We start from the raw sequence: 16,976 nt of genomic DNA on the forward strand, positions 1-16,976 counted from the left end.
CTGCAGCGGATCTGGGCCGAGAGCCGCGTGCTGATGACCAAGCACGCGCAGATCTTCCAGGAGCAATTGCGCCCGGAGCTGGTGCAGCAGGGCATCGAGATCCTGCGCTGGGGAGACCTCGACGCGACGCAGCAGGAGCAGCTCTACGCACTCTTCCGCGAGCGGATCTTCCCGGTACTCACACCGCTGGCCGTGGACCCGGCGCACCCGTTCCCTTACATCTCCGGGCTGTCGCTTAACCTCGCTGTGCTGGTGCGTAATCCGGTTACCGGTAACGAGCACTTCGCGCGCGTCAAGGTGCCGCCGCTGCTGCCGCGCTTCGTGGAGGTGAGCGACGGCCGGTTCATGCCGCTGGAAGAGCTGATAGCGGTGCACCTGCCGCACCTGTTCAATGGCATGGAGGTGCTCGGCCACCACACCTTCCGGGTGACCAGGAACGAGGACGTCGAGGTCGAGGGCGACGAGTCGCAGAGCCTGCTGGAGACGTTGGAGCGGGAGCTGGTGCGGCGCAGGTTCGGCCCGCCGGTGCGGCTCGAGGTCGAGGAGACCATCGACCCGACGGTGCTCGAACTGTTGGTCCGCGAGCTGGGCGTGAACGACAACGAGGTGTTCCGGTTGCCCGCGCCGCTGGACCTCACCGGCTTGTTCACCATCGCCGACGAGGACCGGCCGGAGCTGAAGTTCCCGCCGTTCGCCACGGCGCTGCACCGGGATCTGGCCGACTACGAGACGAACTCCGCGATCGACGTGTTCGCGGCGATGCGGCAGCGCGACATCCTGCTGCACCATCCGTACGACTCGTTCACCACCTCGGTCCAGGCCTTCCTGGAGCAGGCCGCGGACGACCCGGATGTGCGTGCGATCAAGATGACGCTGTACCGCACCAGCGGTGACTCGCCGATCGTGGATGCTCTGGTCGATGCGGCGGAGGCGGGTAAGGAGGTGCTGGTCCTCGTCGAGATCAAGGCCAGGTTCGACGAGCACGCCAACATCGTCTGGGCGCGCAAGCTCGAGCAGGCCGGCTGCCACGTCGTGTACGGCCTGATGGGCCTTAAGACGCACTGCAAGTCGCTGCTGGTGATTCGGCTTGAGGGCAACCGGCTGCGGCGTTACGCACACATCGGCACCGGTAACTACAACCCGAAGACGGCGCGCCAGTACGAGGACCTCGGCCTGCTGACCGCGGACCCACAGGTCGGCGAGGACCTTACGCACCTGTTCAACCGGCTCTCCGGCTACTCGCGCACGATCTCCTACCGCCGCCTGCTGACCGCGCCGAACGGGCTGCGCGAGGCGCTGATCGAGCGGATCGACCGGGAGCGGGAGAAGATGGGGGCCGGCCGGCGCGGGGCCGCCAAGACCGCGCGGATCCGGCTGAAGATGAACTCGCTGGTGGACGAGGCGATCATCGACGCTCTCTACGAGGCCTCGCAGGCGGGCGTGAAGATCGACGTCGTGGTGCGCGGAATGTGCGCGCTGCGCCCGGGCGTGCCGGGGCTGTCCGAGAACATCAGGGTCCGCAGTGTGCTCGGCCGGTTCCTGGAGCACTCGCGGATCTTCGTGTTCGGGCAGGAGGCGCCCGCGTCACCGGCCGGCCGCGTCGCCGGCGAGCCGCCGGAGGTGTGGATCGGCTCGGCCGACATGATGCACCGCAACCTGGACCGGCGGGTCGAGGCCCTGGTGCAGCTGACCGATCCGGCGCACCGGCGCGAGCTGTCGAGCATGATCGACACGGTCTTCGAGGAGGACGCGGCCTGTTGGGAGCTGGGCCCGCTGGGCGACTGGACCCGCCGGGTGCCGCCGGACGGCCTGCCGCTGCGTGACGTCCAGGAGTCCTTCATCGAGTCGCGCAACCAGCTGCTCGCGGCGCGACGGGCGAGGATGGGCTGACAGGTGCGCTCGGGGCGGCTGAGGAGCACACAACGCGGGTGGGGTGGCACGTCAGAGGGGGAGACGCCGCGCCGGGGCACGCACAGCAGGCGTGTGCGGTACGCGGCGCGGCCAGGCAATGCACTCAGGCGGCGACTCAGCGGGGGTCTTGATGACTGAAGCGCAAGCAGCACAGCGCGTCGGCGCGCAGCGGGGCGAGCGGGCTGCACAGCGGCCGGGCGAGCAGAGCATTGAGGAACAGCCCGAGGGAGCCGCAGCCGCGCATCCTCCGGCCGGGGCGGTTCATCCCGTCCCGGCGGCCCTCGACGTGCTGCGCGGCTACCTCGGCGCCCAGAGCACCGCGTTCCTGACCCAGCTGCCGCGACTGCGCGACGGCAAGCCGGAGGCGTCGCACCGGATTCGTGTCGCGTGCCGTCGCTCCCGGTCGCTGCTGCGGACCTATCGTCCCCTTATGGACGGCGCATGGGCGGACGAGCTGGCGACGCGGATCGCCGAGTTCACCCAGATCGTCTCGCCGGAGCGGGATGTCGAGGTGGTCCGCACGCAGCTGCTGAAGGCGCTCGACGGGTTGGCTGACGAGTCGTCGGGCGCGGTACGAGCCCGAACGCTGCTTGATCGAATGCTGCATCGCGAATACGCAGCGGCTCATGAGGCGACTCTCGCTGCGCTCGCCGGACCGCGATTCCACGCGCTCGCGGACCAGTTGGCGATCGCTCCAGAGACGATGCCGAGTAAGCCGGAGGCGCGCTCGCCAGCGCCCGAGGTGCTGTACCCGCTTGTCGCGCATGCTTTCTCGACGGTCGAACGCCGCGTCGCGGCGCTGCCCGACCCGCGCAAGCAGAATGCGAAGGAACTCCTGGCCGACGATCCGACCGACGAGCTGTGGCATCGCCTGCGTATCGCCGCCAAGCGCTGTCGTTACGCAGCCGAGGTGTGCGTACCGGTGGCTGGGCAGCCGGCCGCGCAGCTTGCGGATGCGATGGCCGTGATCACGGAGGAACTCGGCGCCCAGCAAGACGCCAGCGTCGCGTCGGCCGTCTTGATACGCGCCGCACGGACTCCGCGCATCGCCGCGCCTACGGGCTTCGTGCTCGGCCGGCTGCTCGGCGAATCGCGCGCCGCGATCCTGCGCTCTCGGCTTGCTTTCCCCACGGTGTGGCGTCAGGCCGCAGACCCGGGTCTGCGCGCGTGGCTGGAAGGGTAACGACTCAAGGCGATGGCATTGACGTACTCCCGCCCGGCTGTGACCTCGGGCAAACCGGTGCACGCTGCCGGGGCTGTGTTGTGGCGGCAGGGGCCGGCCGGCCTTGAGGTGGCGCTGATCCACCGCCCCCGCTACGACGACTGGTCGCTGCCGAAGGGGAAGGTCGATCACGGCGAGCACACGGTGCTCACTGCGGTACGTGAGGTCTTCGAGGAGACCGGCAGGCGAGTGGTGCTCGGCCGCAGGCTGCCGTCGATCAGTTACCGCGTCCTCGGCGGAACCAAGCGGGTGCGGTACTGGGCTGGCCGGGCGCTGCCGGAGAGCGACGAGGACGCCGCGTTCCAGCCCAACCACGAGGTGGACCAGATCGACTGGCTGCGACCGCAAGCAGCGCTGGACCGCTTGACCAGACCGCTCGACGCGACCGTGCTCGCATCCTTCATGCGCGCGCGGGTCGACACGGTGCCGATCGTGCTCCTGCGCCATGGCACGGCGGAAAAGCGAGGCCCGGAATACCCCGACGATCAGATCAGGCCGCTGGCGGCGGTGGGGCACTGGCAGTCGGAAATCCTGTCCAGTGTGCTGCCATGCTTCGGAGCGTTGCAGGTCATCACGTCGCCGGCGGTGCGATGCGTCGACACGGTTCGGCCGTTTGCGCGAAAACAGCAGACGATCATAAATACCGAGGCGACGCTCTCCGAAGAGGCACACGCAGCTGATCACGAGGCAGCCGCGTCATGGCTGCGCGCCCTGATCACGAAGGGCGAGCCGGCGCTGGTCTGCTCGCACCGCGAAGTGCTCGACAGCATGCTGGCGTCGGTGCTCGACGAGGCCGCCGAGGAGCAGGCGGCGCCTCGGTCGATGAACGGCCGAGCGTGGTCGAAGCGGCAGGTCGACCGGCTGCTCGGCGCGGATCGAAGCGGCGGGCGACTCAAGCCGGGCCGCGGCTGGATCCTGCACGTGACGCCTGGAGCAGGCGAGGCAGAAGCCCCGCGCCTGGTCGCGGTAGACCGGTTAAAGCCGTGACATTCGGGGCACGATCGGGCATTGGCGCAGATACGTAATGGTACTGAGTACTCGTCAGATGATCGGTCCTGAATACCGTGACGGGAACAATGGTTGCTCGTTGGACTGACTGAGACCGCATGTCGCAGCCACTGCTTCAGGAGTCCGCATGCACGGCACAGTCCTGTACGACGGCAAACGCTCGACCACGGAGACCTGCGCCGCGCCGCAGACCACGGACGCGTACCGCGCGGCGGCCGAGACGCTGCACGCGATGCACGGCCTGGTCGCCATCGCGAACGGACCCGACTACTGCCTGTGCGGCCGCACCTGGCCATGCGAAAAGCGCGCGGACTGACACGCCTCGCCCGGCGCCCCTCGCCCGCGTCATCCGCCGATCCGTCCATCCGATTATCGGTTCAGATAATCGGATGGACGCACGAAGCCGACTAGATGGCAGGTTGCGCGGAGGTTACTTTGGCGCCTGGCTCGGGTTGCTCGCGCGCGGGCCGAACACGGCAGCCGCGATGGCCGTCAGGTCGGGGTCTTCCGGTGCACGCGGGCCCGAATGCCTTCCGTGGCCACCGTCGCTGTTGTTGCCGTTGTCGCCACTCCCATCGGCCGCAATGCCACTGCTGCCGCCGCTGCTATTGCCGCCGCTGCTGCCAATGCCACCGTTGCCGCTATTGCCACCGGTGCCGCCACTGCTGCTCATTCCACCACTGCCGCCGGCGGGCATGAGCGCGCCGGCCGGGCGGCGGGAACCGTTCGTGCGTCCGGCGGGGAGTGCCTTGCGCTCGATGAAGGCGAGGGGCAGCTCGTCTTCGCCTGCGTCGTCTTCCCCAGCTGCAGCCGCCGAGGATTCGGTCATCGCGCGGTCCGTGTACACCAGCGGGCGCTCGTACTCGGTGACGATGTGCTTGACCACCTGCACGTCGCCGTTGACGTCCCAGACCGCGATGCCTGGCGACAGCGTGGGGATGATCTCCACTGCCCATCGCGGCAGGCCGAGGACTCGGCCGGTCGCGCGTGCCTCGTCCGACTTCTGCATGTAGATCGTTCTGGTGGAGGCCATCTTCAGGATCGCCGCGGCCTCCTTGGCGGCCGCCCCGTCCACCACGTCGGAGAGGTGGTGGACGACCGCCACGAACGAGAGGCCGAGGCGGCGGCCGAACTTGAGCAGCCGCTGGAACAGCTGCGCGACGCTTGGCGAGTTGATGATGTGCCAGGCCTCTTCGACCAGGAAGATGCGCTTCTTGCGGTCCGGTCTGATCCAGGTGTGCTCCAGCCACACCCCGACGATCGCCATCAGGATCGGCATGGCGATCGAGTTGCGGTCGATCGTGGACAGGTCGAAGACGATCAGCGGGGAGTCCAGGTCGATGCCTGTGGTCGTTGGGCCGTCGAACATGCCGGCCAGGTCGCCGTCGACGAGGCGGTCGAGCACCAGCGCCACGTCCAGGCCCCAGTCACGCACCTCGTCGATGCCGACGTTCATCTCCTCGGCCGCCGCGGGCTTCGGTTCACGCAGCGCCTCGACGATGTCATGCAGGATCGGCTGCTCTCCCGCGCGCAGCGAGTCGGCACGCACGGTGGCGTGTGCAGCCTTGAGTGCGTAACCGGATCGCTCGTCCAGGGGATGCCCGAGTGCGACCTCGATGATGGTGCGCAGCAGCGCCAGCTGGCCGGTGAGGGTGATCGCGGGGTCGAGCGGATTGAGCCGGACGCCGGAGCCGCTGCGGTGGTGCGGGTCGAGCCGGATCGGGGTGACCCCTATCGCTTCGGCTATCCGGTTCCACTCGCCGACGCCGTCCTCGCCCTGCGCGTCCAGGACGACCACCTGGCGGTCCTTGAACCGCAGCTGGCGCAGCACGTAGGTCTTTTCCAGCGAGGACTTGCCGTTGCCGGACTCGCCGAGCACCAGCCAGTGCGGGGCGGGCAGCTGCTGGCCGTAGAGCTGGAACGGGTCGTAGATGTAGCCCTTGCCGCTGTAGACCTCGCGACCGATGATCACACCGGAGTCGCCGAGCCCGGGGGCGGCGGTCGGCAGGTAGATGGCCTCGGCCTGGTTGGTCGAGGTGCGCACCGGCAGCCGGGCGGTCTCCTTCTTTCCGAAGAGCACCGTGGTGAAGGCTTCGGCAAGCAGGTCGGTGAGGCTTCCACGGGCCATCGGCTACCTCCGCACGCCGGTCGCGAATGGCAAGGTATTGAGGAAGGCGCGGTGGTGTTCCCGGTCGCACCATTCGAGCTTGAGGAAGGACTTGCCCGCGGACGCGCGGATCGTGCGCTTGTCCCTGGACAGGGCCTCCGGCGAGCGCGAGGAGACGGTGATGTAGCCGACCAGGTTCACCCCGGCCGCGCCCGCGGCCAGGTCCTCACCGCGCAGGTCGACGCGGGAGGAGTGGGCCCGCTCGCGCGGGTCGTCGATCCGGCCGAGCTTGGCCTGGCGGCGGTCCTCCGCGTCGACGTTCACCTTCTCGGTCAGCATCCGCTCGATCGCGACCTCGGTCGGCTCCAGGTCCATGGTCACCGCGACCGTGCGGATGACGTCCGGGGTGTGGACCAGCAGCGGAGCGAGGAAGTTGACCGTGACGGGCGTCAGCGGCCACTCGCGGACCCAGGCGGTGGCGTGGCACCACGGCTCGCTGGTGGCCGACTCGCGGGTCTTGGCGCGCAGGAACAGCGGCGAGGAACCGTCGAACTCGGCCGGCCAGGCATCGCGCTCGCCCATCGCGTCCGTGTGGTCGATCGGGTGCTCGGGGTCGTACATGGAGTGCACGAGGGAGGAGAGCGCGGGCACGTCGAGCGGCCTGCGTACCTTAATGTCGGCGTCGGCCAGCCGTGCGCAGATATCGGTCAGTTCACGCACCATGATGACGCAGAGGCCGTGGTCGGGGTCCGCGCCTCCGGCCATCACTCGCGCCTCGTTGGCCAGCTCGCGGGTGTAGGGCATCGACGCGGTGAGGTACGCGCGGTGCTGCTCGCTGGAGGTGGAGACCATCGAGAGCAGATGGTCGTACGAGTCACGCAGCCACTGGGCCGCCTCGGGATTTCCGCGCTTGAGCACGTCCTTGGCATGCGCGTCCGGGTCGGCCGGGAGGGTCCGGGCGAGCATCTGAAGCCGGGTCACGAAGCCGTCGCCGTTGGCCACGTGCCGCAGCAGCGTGCCGAACCGGTCGACCAGCGCCTCTTGGTCCTCGGCATCGCGCGACCCGACGCCGGGTCCCTCGATCTCCAGCGTGCAGGTGACCATGCTGCGGTCCAGGTGCATCAGCACCGCGAGCTTGTCCGGGCCGAAGTTGGCGGTCAGCCAGCGCACCCGGCCGATGCCGGGCGGGGTCGGGATCGGCAGTTCCAGGCCGCCGAGCCGGGTCCCCGCCTCGACTGCGGCCGAGGCGTACCGCGCGCTGCCGGAGCGCAGCAGGCGCCGGTAGCTGCGGTCGATCTCGAACCAGCGGTACAGCGTGCGCTTGCGGTACGGCAGGAAGATCACCGCTGCGCCGGCGGCCGGCAGTCCGATGATCATCAGAATCTTGAGGAAGAGGGTGGGGACCACGAAGGCCGCGATCATCGCCAGCGCGCAAGCGACCACGAGCACGGCCAGCTCGCCGGTCTCCCGGTTGCGCCCGACGATCGCGTTCGGCTTGGCCTTGCCGATCAGGAACGAGCGACGGCGTTCGAAGCCCTCTGCCGTCACGCCGATCCTCCGCGTCCGCCGTCAGCGCCGCGGGCACCTCGTACCGCATCCGCACCGCGCCCGCCGCCGTCGCGCGGCAACGCGGGCGCGGGTGGCGGCGGAGAGGGCGGAGGAGGCACCGGCGGTGTTCCGCCGCCCGAACCCGCGCCACGTGTGGTCGTGAGCCGTACGGCCGCGCGTGCGCCGTGGGCCGCGACGCCTGCGGTCATGCCGAGGGCTGCGACGGCCGGGCCGGCCATCGGGTTGGCGCCGATCGGGCTGCCGCTACGGCCGGCGTGCGCGGCGATGCCCTGCCGCATCCGCGAGGCCGGGCCGTCCATCGAACCCGCGGCAGCTTCGGCGGGGGCGTCTGCGCCGCGAGCGCTGTTGATCGCCAGCATGTCGTCGCCGAAGTTCGGCACGAAGCGGAAGATCAGGCCGGAGGCGAAGATCGAGAGCAGCATGATGGCCAGGCCGGAGAGCACCGAGCCGAAGGAGCCCTGGCCGGTGTTGCCGCCGGAGATGGCGGTGGCTAATCCGAGCACGATGACGATCACCGGTTTGGCGAGGTCCACTGCGATCATCATCCCGGCCCAGCGCCTGATGTGGTGCCAGAGCGACTTGTCCACCAGCCCCGCGTACACGGCGGCGGCCAGCGCGGCGCCGACGTACAGCATCGCGGCCCTGATCAGCAGCTCGACCCAGAGCACCGCGGCGGCGATCATCGCGATGATGGAGATGAAGATCAGCAGGATCGGGCCGCCGCCGAGGTTCGCGGTCTGCCCGTTCGGCGGATCGAGGGTGTTCGCGAAGGAGGTCAGGAAGTTGTTCGTGTCCTTCGCGGTGCCCGAGCCGATCGCGCTGGTCACCGAGTCGGTCACCCGGACCATGCCGTAGAGGATCACCGGCGTGAACGCGGACGCGCCGACGGCGAGCCAGAGGTAGCCGGTGGCCTGGGACAGCGCCGTCACGATCGACTCGCCGTGCACGGCCCGCTTGACCACCGCGAGCAGCCACAGCACCACGGTCAGGATCGCGGAGGCGGCGAACACGATCGCGTACTGGGTGAGGAACCCGGAGTTGGTGAAGTCGACGTTGGTGACGCCGTCGACCACCCCGGAGACCGCCTTGATGACCGAGGCGGCCGCCTGCGCGCAGTCGTGCGCGATCGAGCCGACCGGGTCGGAGAGCAGCGAGGCGGTCGACGCGCCGCCGGTACCGCCTCCATTGGCATTGCTGCTGGTGCCGCCGGAACCCCCGCCGACCAGGGTGCGGGTGTTCTCGCAGGCCTGTTTCAGCGAGCCGGACAGCAGCGCGCAGGCGTCGCCGGCCGTGTGGATCATCGAGCTAGCGGGCATAGCGCAACCCCCCGAACTGGTTGACTGCCTTCTGCAGATCCTGGCCGCCGGAGACGACCTGCTGGCCGCTGGTCGGCACCGGGCCGTCGGCGGACGCGAACGAGACCCACTTCCAGTCGCCACCGGTCCAGCGCAGGGTGACGGTGATCGTCGACCAGTTCTCGACGACCGGGTGCGTCGACCCCTGACCGGCCAGGCCGGAGAGGGTGACGGTCCACACCGAGACGGTCGCGTCGTTACTGCTGCTCTTGACCAACGTCACGCCGACCGGGGCGCTTCGCTGTACGAAGGTCTGTCCGGAGGGCGGTACGCCGTCCGCGGACAGTCCCAGGCTGTTGTCGACCTGCGTGTACGCCGTATCGAGTTGCGTCTGCAGGTCGGACGCTATGACCGGGTCCGCGATCGCGTCGATCAGTTTGTGCCGCTCCGTCGGGTTGATCATCGCCGAGGACGAGTACGCGACGACGTAGTTGGCCGCGGCCGATTCGGCGCCCCTCGCGGTGTGTGGGTACCCGATCGGCACGCCGTCGGCGGTGTTGCCGGGCAGGCCGCTGCTGTCGAACTGTGAGGTCACCGGGCCGGTGGGGTTCGCGGCGGGGTTCGACGCGTTGGAGGCGGCGGTGGACTGGTCGGCCGTCGGTGAGCCGCCCGAGTGATGGGTGCTGCGGTTGACGATCGTGATGGCAGCGACCAGGGCGACCAGCGCGGCCAACAGGACGAGCGGCCGGCGGCCGCGGCCCGGCCTCGGCTCGTCGTCCCGGTAGGGGTCGGGCGGCAACTTGACACGCGTGCGCGCTTCGGGCGTGCTCTGCGCAGTGTCCAATGCGTATGACCCTCGATCGGCTCGGCTCCAGGGGCGGGCCATCAGGCCTCACCCCTACTGGATATGGAAACCAGTGTCACCGGAACCGGCACCGGTTGAACCGCCGTACACGCCAAAGAGACGCCGCGCGTCAGCCGTTGGGACCCTGGACCGATACCTGGGCCGATCCGTGGCCCGGTCGTCGGGCTGGTCCTCGGGCCGATCTGAGCGCTTCCCGCTCGGGCCCGCAGGTGGTCCTTCGCGTGCGTCGCCCACCCCGGCGCCACTCGCCGTGCCGCCCCGGCCGCAGCCGGTTCGGCCCGACGCGCGGGCGCGCGCCGCACCACCGCCTCAGTCACGAGTCAGATCGCCATGCCGTAGACGATGGTGAACAGCGTGCCGAGCGAGCCGATGATGAAGACGCCGGTGAGCCCGGCCACGATCAGGCCCTTGCCCTGCTCCGCGCTGAAGGAGTCGCGCAGCGCGGTCGCGCCGATGCGCTGCTTGGCCGCGCCCCAGATGGCGATGCCGAGGCAGAGCAGGATGGCTGCGGCCATGATGACCTCGATCATCACGCGGGCCTGTTGGCCGACCTTACCGAAGGGGCCCCAGTCCGGAGCAATCCCCCCGATGATCGTATTGATGTTCCCGCCGCTGGCCGCAGGCAGCAGTGTGTGCCACTCGGCGTGGGCGGGCAGTGTCGTAAGAAGAGTCAGCACGCTGCACCCCCGGTCCTCGGGTCGGTCGTTGTCGTCCAGTGTTGCCAGTATGGGGGTGTTTTGTGAACTCGAACAGGAGCACGTGGTTCTGAAGTGCGAAGACTGACGCGCCATCACCACCGCACCTATCATAGGGCTCGCCGCCGCGCCTGTACCTGGGACGCGCCAGCCTGACTGACCTGGGCGCTTTGCGGTGCGATGTGGAGGGGAGGCAAGCCGCGATGCCAGGACGCCGTTGGATCTGGATCCTGACAGGCACGCTGCTGGTTCCCTTCCTGATCGTCGGTGCGGTAGCGATGGTCGCGGTAGGCATCAGCGGCTCGGAACTCCAGGCGGCGCAGGCCTCGCTGGCGACCGGTACGGTGCCCGCCGCGTACGCGTCGCTGATTGAGAGCGCGGGAACGGCTTGCTCCCAGCTGAGCGCGCCACTGCTGGCCGCGCAGCTCTACCAGGAGAGCGCGTTCGACCCCAAGGCGGTCTCGCCCGCGGGCGCGGAAGGCATCGCCCAGTTCATGCCGGGTACCTGGCCGAACTGGTCTTCGCCGCACGATGGTGACGGCAAGCAGGACATCTTCAATCCGGCCGACGCGATCCCGGCCGCGGCCCGCTACGACTGCGCGCTGGCCCGGCAGGTCGCGAAGACGCCGGGTGACCAGATCGACAACATGCTCGCGGCGTACAACGCGGGGCCCGGCGCGGTTCTCGCGGCCGGTGGCGTGCCCTCGATCGCCGAAACGCAGAACTATGTGAAGAATATCCGGATTCTGGAGAAGGCCTTCAGTGCCCCGTCCGGCACCGTGGCGACGAGCGACGTCGCGGTCCGCGCGATCGCCTTCGCATACGACCGGCTCGGTACCCCGTACCTGTGGGGCGGTACCGGCACCGTCGCAGAGCATGGTGAGTTCGACTGTTCCGGCCTGACTCAGGCTGCGTACGCGAGCGTCGGCGTGAAGATCCCACGCGTCGCGGCCGACCAGTGGTATGCGGGCCCGCATGTGCCGCGCAGTCAGTTGCGCCCCGGTGACCTGGTCTTCTTCGCCTACGACGTGAACGATCCCTCGACGATTCATCACGTGGGCATCTACGTCGGCGGCGATGCGATGATCGACGCGCCGCACACCGGCGCGACGATCCGCTTCGACCCGGTCGACAACTTCGGCGGGTACATCGGCGCGGTACGGCCCTACGCGCAGGTACCGCAGTGGCCGGTGGGTCAGAGCACGACGGGTGCGGCCGGCGCTACCTCCTGAGGGCCCGCACCGTCGCGAATGCCGCTTATGCGGACGAATGCGGACCCTGCTCGCGCGCTTCGCGGACCCTCAGTGCACGACCTTGACGGCCGGGGCGAAGCCTTCGGCCAACTCGGTGCGGGCACGCCAGCCGGTCGCGGCGTGGAAGGCGTCTGACGAGATGCGCAGCGAGCGAGCGTTGACCTCGGCCTTCGAGCCGAGTAACGCGCGGGTCAGACCGGAGACGAAGCGCGCCGAGCCGTCCACGCCGGCCGCCGTGGCCAGCGCACGCGCCCACTCGCTCCGGTGCACCGGCTGCGCGGCGACGTTGTAGACACCGGTCGGGGCGGCCAGCGCGGCGACCACCGCGCCCGCAGCGTCCTCGATCGTGATCGGCGAGACGTAGCCCTCCGGGTCTCCAAGCAGCACCGGCTTGCCCTTACGTACCCGGTCAAGCTGCCAGTGGGTGAGGGCGTCGTCGCCGTAGAACGCGCCGAAGCGGAGCACCACCGCGAAGCGGTACTGGTCGGCGAAGCCCATCGCGTTCTCGCCGGCCGTAATCGATGACCGGATCATCGGGTGCTGGTCGAGCGGCGACTGCTCGGTGATCCACTCCTGGCCGGCGTCGGCGTACACGTACGCGACAGACTCCTGGATCAGTCTCAGCGCGCCGCAGTCAGCCGCGGCCTTGGCCAAGACGGCGCTGCCTTCCGAGCGGATGCGGTCGTTCTCCCGCCACGACGAGCGCCGCATGAACGCGGTACCGGTAGGGATGTGCGTGGCCAAGTTGCACACGACATCGTGCCCTTCGATGGCCGCGCGCATCGTCTTAGCGTCGAAGAGGTCCACCTCGACCGCGTTGGCGCCGAGCGTGTGCAGGGCTCTGCGCTTGTCGCTGCCTCGAGCTATCCCGGTGACCTCGTGACCACTGGAAACGAGCCGTCGGACCGCCGCGGTTCCGAGCACACCGGTCGCTCCCGCAACGAACACTCGCATCCGTCAGCACCCTCCTGGTCGCGACCGGTTCTTCCGTAACCATCCTCCATCCGGGTCGTTGGGGAGGACGAATCCGGAAACGGATCATCCGTTCGGTCTACATGATGAATCCAGTACCCGAGGTGGCCAGAGTGAACGCAGCGGCGGCAAACGGATGGGGGCGCTCGGCGGCGCTTCGGCTCAGCCTGCTCGCGCTGAGCGCCGGTGCGGTGGCGGGGGCCGCTTCGGCCTGCTCCGCGGCTCCGGTGAGCGTCGCCTCGGACCCGGTCGCGGCGGTGCGTAACGCCGCCGCCGACGCGGCGAAGATTCACAGCGCCAAAGTCGCCACCTCGGTCACCATGAGCGTGGGCGCGGCGAGCCGGCAGTTCACCGGTCTGGGTGAATTCGACTTCGACCGGCAGGTCGGTGCGATCGTGCTGCAGACCCCGCAGAGCCCGACCCCGCTCGACGAGATCATCACCCCCAGCACGCTGTACCTGCGCCTGTCGGGCGGCGACGCCAAGTGGAAGATGGTCGACGCGACCAAGCTGCCCGACGGCGACCTGATCAGCGCGGGCTACACCAGCCCGGTCTTCGACTTCGCGCTGCTGCGCGGGGTGAACAGCGACGCCGTGCACTACGTCGGGGAAGAGACGGTCCGCGACACCAAGGTGACGCACTACGCCGGGACGCTGGACCTCACCGAGTCGGCGAACCAGGCGCAGAACCCGATCAAGGACGAACTGCTCGCCGCGTCGCACTCCTTCTCGGACAAGAGCGTCCCCTTCGACGCCTACCTCGACTCCGCGGGCCGGGTTCGCCGCGTAGTGGCGCACTTTGCGTTCCCCGCCGAGGCTCCGCAGAAGGGCGACGTGCAGATCGCCGCAACCACGGACCTGTTCGATCTGGATCAGCCGGTGACCGTGGCCACCCCGGCAGCGCCGGACCTGGCGGTTACCGCACCGAGCCCGTCCGCGACTCACAAGCGGTCTTAACCGGCGGCTCGCCGCACGCTCGACTCCGGCTTTACCGTGCGGAGCACCTGCGGCCTCCCCTCCCAGGCCATGCGGACGGCCTTACCGAACTAGGTGGGCTACCGCCGGGTATGACCCTTCCGGGCCATGGTCGCCACTCGGGCCCGTCTCTAAGCTGGCAAGGGTCAGCGGAAGACTGCGGGGGACTCCGCCTCGCGGCGATCGCCATGACCATGACGGTAAGGAGGTGACCGGATTGCGTACGGCGCAGCACACCCCCGCTTCCCTGCACGATCCGGCGCCGCGCCGCGAATCGGCGCACAGCCACGGCCACGGTCGGCCGCTGCGCGCCGCCTCTGTCCACGACCGGGTGGCGCTGGACGAGATCGAGCTCTACGCCGAGCTGATCATCGCGGCGCAGCGCAGCGACAAGCCGCTCTCCCGCGCGGACATCGACGCCGCGCTCGGTCTGCAGCCCCCGGGGCCGGCCCGATCCTGTTGACGATCCGGGTCGTCGACCATGTGGGTGCCGCACTCTGAGCGGCCGATAGGCAGATTGACCGAATCAACCGGTTTCGCCCCGGTTTCCCAGGGCTCCAGCTCGCCTGATCAATGCTTTTCGATCACGCAGCGAGATCGCCGGACCACACCCCAGCGCTGAAGCGGCGCGCGGATGGGCGCACACGGCACATCGCGAGCCCGGAGCGTCTAACATCCTTGTGGTCACGGAACCGAGCAGTTCCGGTGCCACTGCTCCAGCCGGTCCGGCTTGATCCGCGTTAGCTGCGGATCTGTGCGCCGACCGGCTTTCGGAGCGGGAAGAACCCGACCCACACCTGCCCGGAGTGCCCAGTGCGCCTGCGTCTGACCCCGAAGGAGACCAGCTTCTACGACCTGTTCGCCAAGGCGGCGGACAACCTGGTCGTCGGAGCCGCTCTGCTTACCGAGCTGCTGGGCACCGACAAATCCGGGCGTGCAGTCATCGCCGAGCGGATGCGCGATGCGGAGCACGCCGGCGATGAGGTTACCCACGCGATCTACCGCCAGTTGAACTCTTCGTTTATCACGCCTTTCGACCGCGAGGACATTTATCAACTCGCCGGCCGGCTCGACGACGTGATGGACGCGATGGAGGCGGCGGTCGACCTGGCCACGCTCTATCAGGTGGAGACGCTGCCACCCGGCGTCGCCGATCAGGTGGACGTGCTGGTGCGCGCGGCGGACCTGACCGCGGAGGCGATGCCGCGGCTGCGCTCCATGAAGGACCTGACCGAGTACTGGATCGAGATCAACCGGCTGGAGAACCAGGCCGACCAGGTCTACCGCAAGCTGCTGGCGCACCTGTTCTCCGGCGAGTACGACGCGATCACGGTGATGAAGCTGCGGGAGATCGTCGAGAACCTGGAAACCGCGGCGGACAACTTCGAGCACGTGGCCAACGCGATCGAGACGATCACGGTCAAGGAGTCCTGAGACCGTGCAGACGCTCGGCCTGATCACGGTCATCGTGGTCGCCCTCGGGTTCGCCTACACCAACGGGTTCCACGACTCGGCCAACGCGATCGCCACCTCGGTCTCCACGCGGGCGCTCACTCCGCGGGTCGCGCTGGTGATGGCGGGGATCATGAACCTGGTCGGCGCCTACGTCGGCCTCCAGCTCGGCGGCGGGGTGACCAAGTCCATCGTCAAGGGCATCATCGGCACGCCGGCGCACGGCACCAACGGCCTGGTGGTGGTCTTCGCGCTGCTGATCGGCGCGATCGCGTGGAACCTGATCACCTGGTACTTCGGCCTGCCGTCCTCCAGCTCGCACGCGCTGATCGGCGGCATGGTGGGCGCGGGCCTCGCGGCCGGTCTCACCGTGCACTGGGACGGGGTGTGGAGCAAAGTCGTGCTGCCGATGCTCATCTCGCCGGTGGTCGGATTCCTGCTGTCCTTCGCCGTGATGATCGGCATCCTGTGGGCGTTCCGGCACCGCCGACCCGGCCCGGTCACCCGCGGGTTCCGCATGGCGCAGACCGTGTCGGCCGCGGGAATGGCGCTGGGACACGGCATCCAGGACGCGCAGAAGACCATGGGCGTGGTGATGCTCGCGCTGATCGCCGGAGGTCACGCGAACAACAACAGCCCGGTGCCGTGGTGGGTGCTGCTCACGGCGGCGCTGTCGATCTCGCTGGGCACCTACGCGGGCGGCTGGCGGGTCATGCGCACGCTCGGCCGCCGCATCATCGAGCTCGACCCGCCGCGCGGCTTCGCATCCGAGACGGTGGCCTCGCTGGTGCTCTACTTCACCGCCTTCATCTATCCCGCGCCGGTCTCCACGACGCACATCATCACCGGCTCGATCATGGGAGCCGGCGCGACCAGCGGGAAGAACGCGGTGCGCTGGGGCGTCGCGAAGAACATCGTCTACGCCTGGTGCATGACGATCCCGGCGGCGGGAGCGTGCGGGGCGCTGGCTTACGAGATCGTGCACGCGATCTTCGGCTAAGCCGCCGATCGGGTGGCAACAGGCTGAGTTGACGTTGTTTCACGTGGATCATGTACTCAGCTGCTGATTCGGTTCGTGTCCGGTTCTTGGGACTGACATCTCATCGGACTGCAGCCGAGGGCAGCGCGAACTCGCACCACACCGACTTGCCGGCGTCCAGCTGCCGCGCGCCCCAGGAGGAGGCGAGCGCGGCGACGATGCCGATACCGCGGCCGTCCTCGTCGGTGTCGTTGGCCAGGCGCCGCCGCGGCAGGTGATCGTCGCCGTCTGAGACGTCCACGATCAGCCTGCGGTCGGTGCGGCGCAGCCGGAGCCGGACCGGCGGCCTGCCGTGGATCGCCGCGTTGGCCACCAGCTCGCTGACCGCAAGCACGCCGGTGTCGCACAGGTCCTCGCCGACATGCCAGCTGCGCAGCACTCCGGAGGCGAAGGCGCGGGCGTGCGCGGCGATCTCGGTGCCGCCGACCAGGTCGATCCCGGCGGAGCGGAACAGCTCGGCGCGCTCGCCCTGCCAGCGCGGCACGTGCACGACCAGCAGCGCCACGTCGTCGTCGTGGTCGGCGGGCAGGTCCATGCCGGCCAGCAGTTCGTCGCGCACCAGGTCCACCGGGCCGATCCGGCGCGGCGTCTGTCGTTCGGCCGAGCGCGGGGCG

The 16,976-nt window shown here is 69.2% G+C and carries 16 protein-coding genes; 9 read left to right on the top strand and 7 right to left on the bottom strand.

What is annotated here, in order from left to right:
* From VFB40_RS14895 to VFB40_RS14910, 4 genes are all read left to right on the top strand, one after another.
* On the top strand, nt 1-1,890 hold a 1,890-nt coding region (locus VFB40_RS14895; protein ID WP_324851059.1), incomplete at its 5' end, for an RNA degradosome polyphosphate kinase.
* Between the two features lie 151 nt (nt 1,891-2,041).
* Nucleotides 2,042-3,094 (top strand): CHAD domain-containing protein, encoded by a 1,053-nt coding sequence (locus VFB40_RS14900; protein WP_324851061.1) that lies wholly within the window; start codon nt 2,042-2,044, stop codon nt 3,092-3,094.
* Nucleotides 3,095-3,106: 12 nt separating this feature from the next.
* Nucleotides 3,107-4,120: an NUDIX domain-containing protein gene (locus VFB40_RS14905; RefSeq protein WP_324851063.1), complete on the top strand. Its 1,014-nt coding sequence runs from the start codon at nt 3,107-3,109 to the stop codon at nt 4,118-4,120.
* Nucleotides 4,121-4,268: 148 nt separating this feature from the next.
* Nucleotides 4,269-4,457 (top strand): hypothetical protein, encoded by a 189-nt coding sequence (locus VFB40_RS14910; RefSeq protein ID WP_324851065.1) that lies wholly within the window; start codon nt 4,269-4,271, stop codon nt 4,455-4,457.
* A 114-nt stretch (nt 4,458-4,571) separates the two neighbouring features.
* On the opposite strand, the gene VFB40_RS14915 is transcribed toward VFB40_RS14910, so the two are convergent.
* From VFB40_RS14915 to VFB40_RS14935, 5 genes are all read right to left on the bottom strand, one after another.
* Nucleotides 4,572-6,269: an ATP-binding protein gene (locus VFB40_RS14915; RefSeq protein WP_324851067.1), complete on the bottom strand. Its 1,698-nt coding sequence runs from the start codon at nt 6,267-6,269 to the stop codon at nt 4,572-4,574.
* 3 nt (nt 6,270-6,272) lie between these two features.
* Nucleotides 6,273-7,802: an SCO6880 family protein gene (locus VFB40_RS14920; RefSeq protein WP_414642093.1), complete on the bottom strand. Its 1,530-nt coding sequence runs from the start codon at nt 7,800-7,802 to the stop codon at nt 6,273-6,275.
* Nucleotides 7,793-9,118, bottom strand: coding sequence for a hypothetical protein (locus VFB40_RS14925; RefSeq protein ID WP_324851071.1), 1,326 nt, complete (start codon nt 9,116-9,118; stop codon nt 7,793-7,795). Before VFB40_RS14925 ends, VFB40_RS14920 begins: the two co-directional genes overlap by 10 nt.
* 4 nt (nt 9,119-9,122) lie before the next feature.
* Nucleotides 9,123-9,956 (bottom strand): DUF8175 domain-containg protein, encoded by an 834-nt coding sequence (locus tag VFB40_RS14930; protein WP_324851073.1) that lies wholly within the window; start codon nt 9,954-9,956, stop codon nt 9,123-9,125.
* A 341-nt stretch (nt 9,957-10,297) separates the two neighbouring features.
* Complete coding sequence (locus tag VFB40_RS14935; RefSeq protein ID WP_211464882.1) at nt 10,298-10,606, bottom strand: DUF8827 family protein; 309 nt, start codon at nt 10,604-10,606, stop codon at nt 10,298-10,300.
* 269 nt (nt 10,607-10,875) lie between these two features.
* Between VFB40_RS14935 and VFB40_RS14940 the strand changes: the two genes are divergently transcribed.
* Nucleotides 10,876-11,904 carry a C40 family peptidase gene (locus VFB40_RS14940; RefSeq protein WP_324851075.1) on the top strand — a complete coding sequence of 343 codons (1,029 nt, stop codon included), beginning with the start codon at nt 10,876-10,878 and terminating at the stop codon, nt 11,902-11,904.
* 69 nt (nt 11,905-11,973) lie between these two features.
* Here VFB40_RS14940 and VFB40_RS14945 read toward each other — a convergent pair whose 3' ends face one another.
* The gene (locus VFB40_RS14945; protein WP_324851078.1) at nt 11,974-12,879 is read right to left on the bottom strand and encodes an NAD-dependent epimerase/dehydratase family protein; all 906 of its coding nucleotides are present in this window, start codon (nt 12,877-12,879) and stop codon (nt 11,974-11,976) included.
* A gap of 122 nt (nt 12,880-13,001) precedes the next feature.
* On the opposite strand from VFB40_RS14945, the gene VFB40_RS14950 reads away from it, so the two are divergent.
* The 4 genes from VFB40_RS14950 to VFB40_RS14965 all read left to right on the top strand — a co-directional run bounded on the left by VFB40_RS14950 (nt 13,002) and on the right by VFB40_RS14965 (nt 16,323).
* Nucleotides 13,002-13,853, top strand: coding sequence for a hypothetical protein (locus VFB40_RS14950; RefSeq protein WP_324851080.1), 852 nt, complete (start codon nt 13,002-13,004; stop codon nt 13,851-13,853).
* Nucleotides 13,854-14,079: 226 nt separating this feature from the next.
* Nucleotides 14,080-14,334 (top strand): hypothetical protein, encoded by a 255-nt coding sequence (locus VFB40_RS14955; protein ID WP_324851082.1) that lies wholly within the window; start codon nt 14,080-14,082, stop codon nt 14,332-14,334.
* A gap of 350 nt (nt 14,335-14,684) precedes the next feature.
* Nucleotides 14,685-15,305, top strand: a complete 621-nt coding sequence (locus VFB40_RS14960) for a DUF47 domain-containing protein (RefSeq protein WP_324851084.1) — start codon at nt 14,685-14,687, stop codon at nt 15,303-15,305.
* Between the two features lie 4 nt (nt 15,306-15,309).
* Entirely contained in the window at nt 15,310-16,323 is a 1,014-nt protein-coding gene (locus tag VFB40_RS14965; protein WP_324851086.1) for an inorganic phosphate transporter, read from the top strand.
* A gap of 100 nt (nt 16,324-16,423) precedes the next feature.
* Here the strand turns inward: VFB40_RS14965 and VFB40_RS14970 are convergent.
* A partial coding sequence (locus VFB40_RS14970) for an ATP-binding protein (protein ID WP_324851088.1) occupies nt 16,424-16,976 on the bottom strand: 553 nt, incomplete at its 5' end.

The organism is Actinocrinis sp., from assembly GCF_035650855.1.
Lineage (GTDB): Bacteria > Actinomycetota > Actinomycetes > Streptomycetales > Catenulisporaceae > Actinocrinis.